Raw genomic sequence first — 6,076 nt, 5'->3', positions numbered from 1 at the left:
CACAAGTTGTTCTTCATAATCTCTTAATGATCTTCTTGCTACTTCGTCAGTAGCAAGCTAGGTCGGCTATATTACTCTCTATCTCTAGAAAGTCAACCAGTAATGAAAATTATTTTTAAACTTCCTTTCTAAAACCTAACTCAACCATTTCATGCTAAGTTACTGTTTTATCAGAAGTTTTAATCTTCATCACCGCCGATGGATGTGCATTCTACAGTATTTCAGGGGGCTTGCAACCCCATTTTTTAAACTTTACAAACGCATGTTTATTTTATAATCCATAAAATTCATAAGTTACTGTTTTATTTATAAAAATTATTTTAATAAAAGTTTGAGTTATTATTTAATGCAAAACAAAACAATATTAACTTACTGATAAACATGAATTTAAATTACTACCATAAACAAAAAGCAGGAAAAAACTCCTGCTTTTTGTTTGTTTTCAGTTCAAATTAGAATTTCATACTGATTCTTGCCCAGTAATTCCGTCCGATATTATTAAATTGCTCATTGGCAGCAAATCCAAAACCGGAACTGCCCATCTTGTTCAAATGCTCGGCATAGGTACGGTCCAGTACGTTATCGACACCCACAGAAAGATCCATGTTGTCATTTACATGATATGTACCATTTAAAGAGAGAGTACCAAAACCAGCACTTTGCTTAAGATCATAGCCGACAATATTGCCTTCACGCTCACTAATTCGGTTCTGACCATCGACCAGGCGCCAGTAGGCACCCAAAGTATAGTTATCCTGGATATAACGTAAATTTACCCGAGCTTCCAAAGGTGAAATCTGTGGCAACGGCGTATTGTCACTGGTATTTTTACCCCAAGCATACATCGCACTCAGATCAGCCTGAATCGCATCAGTAAACTGATATCCGATTCCGACTTCTGCACCTGCCACTGTTGCATCTACATTTCGGCTATGTGCTTCTAACATTCCCATATTACCTGTTGGCAAGTAAGTCGTGAGGATGTAATCATTGATCACACCTGCATATGCCGATGCCCATGAACTGAAATTACCATGTTCATGCTGGTAGCCAATATCCAGCTGTAAAGTTTTTTCAGTATCAATGTTCTTAAAGGTATTTGGATGACCATTGCCTGATTTTGGACTGAACAGCTCCCAGTAATCCGGCATACGTTCGACATAGCCAATACCCATATAAGTCTTGCCATCATCATGGTCTGGATGCTGATTCTCAAAACGCAAAAAAGCGCTTGGTAAAGTTTTTTTACGCTCCTGGTTTGACTCCACTGCTTCTACTTTGACCTGATCCAGACGCAGGCCACTCACCAACTTATGATTATCACTGACCTCATAACTGAGCTCACCGAAACCACCGATCGACTGGAACTCCATATCTTTAATACGTGGCTTATTCTGATACGCTGTCATCAGATTTCCGTTACGTTTGCTATGCTGATTATTCTGGCTGTCGATACCTGTAATCAGCTGTAATTTATCCCATTCACTGGTCACGGCCATACGCGCATTCAATGTCTTACGCGCTACATTGGTGGCCATAGGCATACTCATCATACCGCCAGGCTTGAACTCGCGCAGACTATAGTTATCCATGACATGGTCATTAAAATTGTAGTTTACCTGTGCTTCAATTTTCTTGATCACATCGCTGACATTTCTCTTTTCAACACGCAAACCCAGACTTTCACGGGCAAACTTGGAGCCATCCATTGCACGGCCGGCATACACAGCTTCACCATCCGCCTTGCCCCCGGTCAACTCTACCCAGGTATCGCTATCCGGTGTCCAGCCTAATGCAATGTCGGCATTCCAGCGCTCCCAATCGGAAGGAACAGTCGTGCCATTACCATCTTTATAACTGTCTGAAACAGAGCGGCTGGTATTCAGGCGAATATATTTCTGTGCATCACCTGCTGCAACTTCAACATTATGGTCAAGACGTCCGAAGGAGCCCAGCAGGACACTGGCCTGACCGCGATAGTGATTGTCTGCATCAAACTGTTCAGGTGAACGCTCAAAAATGACGGTTGCGGCTGAACCGGTATTGGCATATTGCACCGTCTGCGGACCTTTAATGACCGAAATCTGGTCATAGCTTTCCGGGGAAATATAGGAGGTGGGCGAATCCATCCGGCTTGGACAGGCCCCCAGGTTTTCCGTGCCATCCGTTAAAATTTTAATTCGTGAACCGAACATACCGCGGAAAGTGACATCCCCATTGGTTCCTGCGCCACTATTGACTGAACTAAAACCCACAATACTTTGCAGATAATCTGCGCCATCGGTTGCTGGCACTGGCTGAATCGGCTGTTTGGGATCAGCACGAACAATCAGACCATTGGCATCATTACCGGCAGTTGAAGTCACCACAATCGGCGCCATGGTTTGTACAGGCATGCTTTCATTGGCCATAACCACTGATGAATAACAGGCAACACAAATCGCAGCCGCAAGGGGCTGTAACAAGAATTTAGACTGAGCCATTTTCAATCTCACTGAATACATAAATTAAACACAATCCGAGTCATTCAAGACCCAGGCAAAACAACGTGGATTTATGCAAACAGTGGCGGTGCCCGTCCCTGCGGGATTAAAAAGAGTCGCTGAAGGATAAACCAGACATGCTTAAAGGCTTGTTCAAAAGCCAAGAGTCTGACCTGAATTCGATCCAGGACTTCTTTCACTTCAAGCTTAGGCGGCAAAACCAGGTTGCCATAGACAGTACAGTACTGACACTGATGACTGGCATCGTGTTCATGCGCCATGGAGTCTGAGGAAATAGGATGCTGATCAAGGTGATGATGGGCAGAATGTTCAGAATGAACATGAGAGGAAACTAAAAGGGCGCGCGTGATGGTTTCACAGACCGGAGCAACCTGATATTGCTTCGGCAGCAAAGGCTGTAAGAACACAGCAATCTGTAGAAATACCGCCACAAAGGAAAGTAGCAGACCTCCCCGCAGGACCATAGGCAAACCCTTGAATTTGTCTGGGCTAAGTATAACAAAGCCCAATCGAAATTGGGCTTGTTGAAGCATAAAAATTGCTTGGGAAAAGAGTCCTAGCGTTTAACTGCAACTTTTTCTTTATTGCGCTGGCGAACCAGTTTTTCTACTTTTTCACGGGCACGCTGACGTTTCAATGGCGACAGATAATCCACAAAAAGTTTACCATTTAAGTGATCCATTTCATGTTGGATGCACACAGCGAGAAGTCCATCAGCCTCTTGTTCAAAGGGTTGACCATCCAGACCAATTGCCTCGATTTTTACGCGTGACGGACGCTCAACTTTATCGTATATTTGAGGAACTGATAGACAGCCCTCTTCATAAGGCTGTGTTTCTTCAGTCAATGGTGTGATTTTGGGGTTAATGAACACCATGGGTTGATCTTTGTTTTCAGACAGGTCCATCACAATCAGCTGAATATGACGATCAACTTGGGTCGCGGCGAGTCCGATGCCTGGCGCTTCATACATGGTTTCAAACATATCTGCAGCGAGCTGACGAATTTCATCAGTAACTTCTTCGACTGGTTGTGCAATGGTACGAAGACGGGGATCCGGGAAACTTAAAATAGGTAATAAGGCCATACTGCGTCCTCAATTATGCCATTGATCAAAAAACCAAATGAAGGGAATGCTTCATCAAAAAAATGTGTGTAAGATCGTTATTATAACGCAACTACGCACATAATTTTAGGAATTATGATAATGAAAAAGGTTTTGAAGGGCATGCCATTTTTTAGTGCCTTGGGGTTAAAAAATCAAATGCTCGCACTGGCAGTTTGTGTCGGAGTGAGTATGGGGACAATGTATTCAGCCGAGGCAGCTCCTGCCCGTAACGTCAATCCACCTGCTTTAAAAGCCAGTGCGCCCAATGTCTACGTGGTCAAAAAAGGCGATACATTGTGGGATATTTCAAAACGTTTCTTAAAAAATCCGGTGCGTTGGCCAGAAATCTGGGCCAGTAACAAGCACGTGAAAAATCCACATTGGATTTTCCCGGGTGACCGCCTGTTGATGTGTGACTATCAAGGCCGTCCAATTATCGGTAAAGATGAAGGTGATGGCTGTGAAGGCATTATCAGTCGTTATATCGGCAGTACTTCGCTACAGCCACAGGTTCGTGTTGAATCTTTAAATAACACAATTCCAGTGATTCCACTGGCGCATATCCAGCAATGGCTGGAACGCTATACCATTGTGGCAGCAGATTCAGTTCAGGGTACGCCTTACATTCTCGGCACTGCAGACCAGCGCGTATTGGCAGGTAAAGGCCAGAAGGTCTATGCACGCGGGAATGGTCTGGTGGTTGGCCAGCGTTATGCGGTATATCGTGAAGCAGACCCTTATGTCTTTACCGATGCCAATGGCAAGAAATACACGGCTGCTCTAGAGTTGCAACAGGTTGCTTCCGGAATCGCAGTACGTGGCGAAGGTGATGTCACCACGCTGGAATTAACCGACAGCTACAATGCCGAAGTGCGTCGTGGTGACCGTGTCCTGCCAGAATACGATCCGATGTTGCCTACCCTGTTCTATCCAGTGAATGCAGAGAATACTGTAGCTGGCGGTCAGATTGTGCGTGTACTGGGTTCAATTGGTACCGCTGCGCGTCATAGTGTCGTGACGATTGACCGTGGTACGGCACATGGGGTTCAGACTGGTCATGTCTTCAGCGTAAACCAGAAAGGTGAAGTGGTGACTGATCCGAAAACCAAAGAGCGCGTACAGCTTCCAGGTGAGCGCATTGGCAATCTGATGGTCTTTAAAACTTTTGACCAACTGAGCTATGCTTATGTGCTGGAAAGTGAGTTACCTATCAAGGTGGGTGCCAATATTCAAGCGCCATTGTTAGATGAATAATAGATTGATCTAACTTTACAACTGAAAGAATAAGAAGACACACATATAGGTCTCGATATGCTGAACTCGTTATCACGCGTGCAACTGGAAACACTGACGTTATGGTATCTGGTTCAGCATTCTCTTTCGAGCTTCTATAAAATCAGTCAGCATTATTCAAGTCTGACCACAGCCCTACAGCCTGATCAGGTGCCCACCTGGCAGGCGCTTGGCATTCATGCCAATCATATCCAACGCTTGAAAGACTTCTCGCTTCCAGAATCACAACAGAAATTTCAGCGCTGTCTGGAAAAAGTTCAACGAGATAGTGATTTCATCCTGCTCTATCATGATCTGCACTATCCGCAGCAACTCAGCCACTATGTAGACAAACCACCAATTATTTTTGGTCAAGGTCAGCCGGATACATTGCTTCAGGCTCAAATTGCGGTTGTAGGAAGTCGCAAGCCGAGTCCTCACGGCCGGCAAGTAGCTTATGATTTTTCCTTTTATTTGAGTGAACAGGGTTTCTATATTAATAGTGGATTAGCACAAGGCATAGATGAAGCAGCACATCGGGCAGGATTAAAATATCAGGGCACCATTGCAGTGATGGGGACTGGACTGGATCAGACCTACCCTTCTCAACATGCACAATTGCGCCAGGAGATTATTGCGCATGGTGGTGCGGTCATTACCGAGTTTCTGCCAGAGACTCCACCCTTGCAGCATCACTTTCCACGGCGTAACCGGATTGTCAGCGGTTTAAGTCTCGGAGTCATTGTGGCTGAAGCGACCTTAAAAAGCGGCTCTCTAATTACGGCCAAACTGGCTGCCGAACAAGGCAAAACCGTATTTGCCATTCCGGGACATATTTATAGCGAATATCATAAGGGTTGCCATCAGCTGATTCGTGAAGGCGCGATTCTAATTGATCACCCGCAACAGGTGATTGAAGAACTGGCTTTGGCGACCCAATGGCAAGCCTTACAAAATGAAGTACAACATGACATGGCGGATGAACTTCCTGCACACATACCGCCTCATCTGCTCAGACTTTATAACCAGTTAGACTGGGTCGGACAGGATCTGGATCATCTCAGTCATCATCTGCAACAGGATGTCTCTTCTCTGACCAGTCAATTGATGGAACTGGAGCTACTTGGCTTTTGCACCCAGCAAGCCGGCATGTATCTACGTTGTCGTCCACATAAATAAGGTTCACAATAGA

Annotated in this window: 5 protein-coding genes; 2 read left to right on the top strand and 3 right to left on the bottom strand. The window is 45.0% G+C overall.

What is annotated here, in order from left to right; all coding sequences use genetic code 11:
* Window positions 1-452: 452 nt before the first annotated feature.
* The 3 genes from FTU00_RS14115 to def form a co-directional block, all read right to left on the bottom strand.
* Window positions 453-2,483 (bottom strand): TonB-dependent copper receptor, encoded by a 2,031-nt coding sequence (locus FTU00_RS14115; protein ID WP_180018521.1) that lies wholly within the window; start codon window positions 2,481-2,483, stop codon window positions 453-455.
* 71 nt (window positions 2,484-2,554) lie between these two features.
* On the bottom strand, window positions 2,555-2,968 hold the full coding sequence (locus tag FTU00_RS14110) for a DUF2946 family protein (protein WP_180018519.1): 414 nt from the start codon (window positions 2,966-2,968) through the stop codon (window positions 2,555-2,557).
* Between the two features lie 92 nt (window positions 2,969-3,060).
* A complete protein-coding gene (gene def / locus FTU00_RS14105; RefSeq protein ID WP_004780730.1) occupies window positions 3,061-3,591 on the bottom strand; it encodes a peptide deformylase in 531 nt (176 codons plus the stop codon).
* A gap of 120 nt (window positions 3,592-3,711) precedes the next feature.
* Here def and FTU00_RS14100 point away from each other — a divergent pair, with 120 nt between their 5' ends.
* Both FTU00_RS14100 and dprA read left to right on the top strand, forming a co-directional pair.
* Complete coding sequence (locus FTU00_RS14100) at window positions 3,712-4,866, top strand: LysM peptidoglycan-binding domain-containing protein (protein ID WP_180034228.1); 1,155 nt, start codon at window positions 3,712-3,714, stop codon at window positions 4,864-4,866.
* Between the two features lie 57 nt (window positions 4,867-4,923).
* Window positions 4,924-6,063 (top strand): DNA-processing protein DprA, encoded by a 1,140-nt coding sequence (gene dprA / locus FTU00_RS14095; RefSeq protein ID WP_180031879.1) that lies wholly within the window; start codon window positions 4,924-4,926, stop codon window positions 6,061-6,063.
* The last annotated feature ends 13 nt before the right edge of the window (window positions 6,064-6,076 follow it).

The organism is Acinetobacter sp. YH12041 (assembly GCF_013419975.1).
In the GTDB taxonomy this organism is placed as follows: domain Bacteria; phylum Pseudomonadota; class Gammaproteobacteria; order Pseudomonadales; family Moraxellaceae; genus Acinetobacter.
The sequence above is the reverse complement of the archived record's forward strand: the minus strand, read 5'-3'. Positions and strand labels throughout refer to the sequence as shown.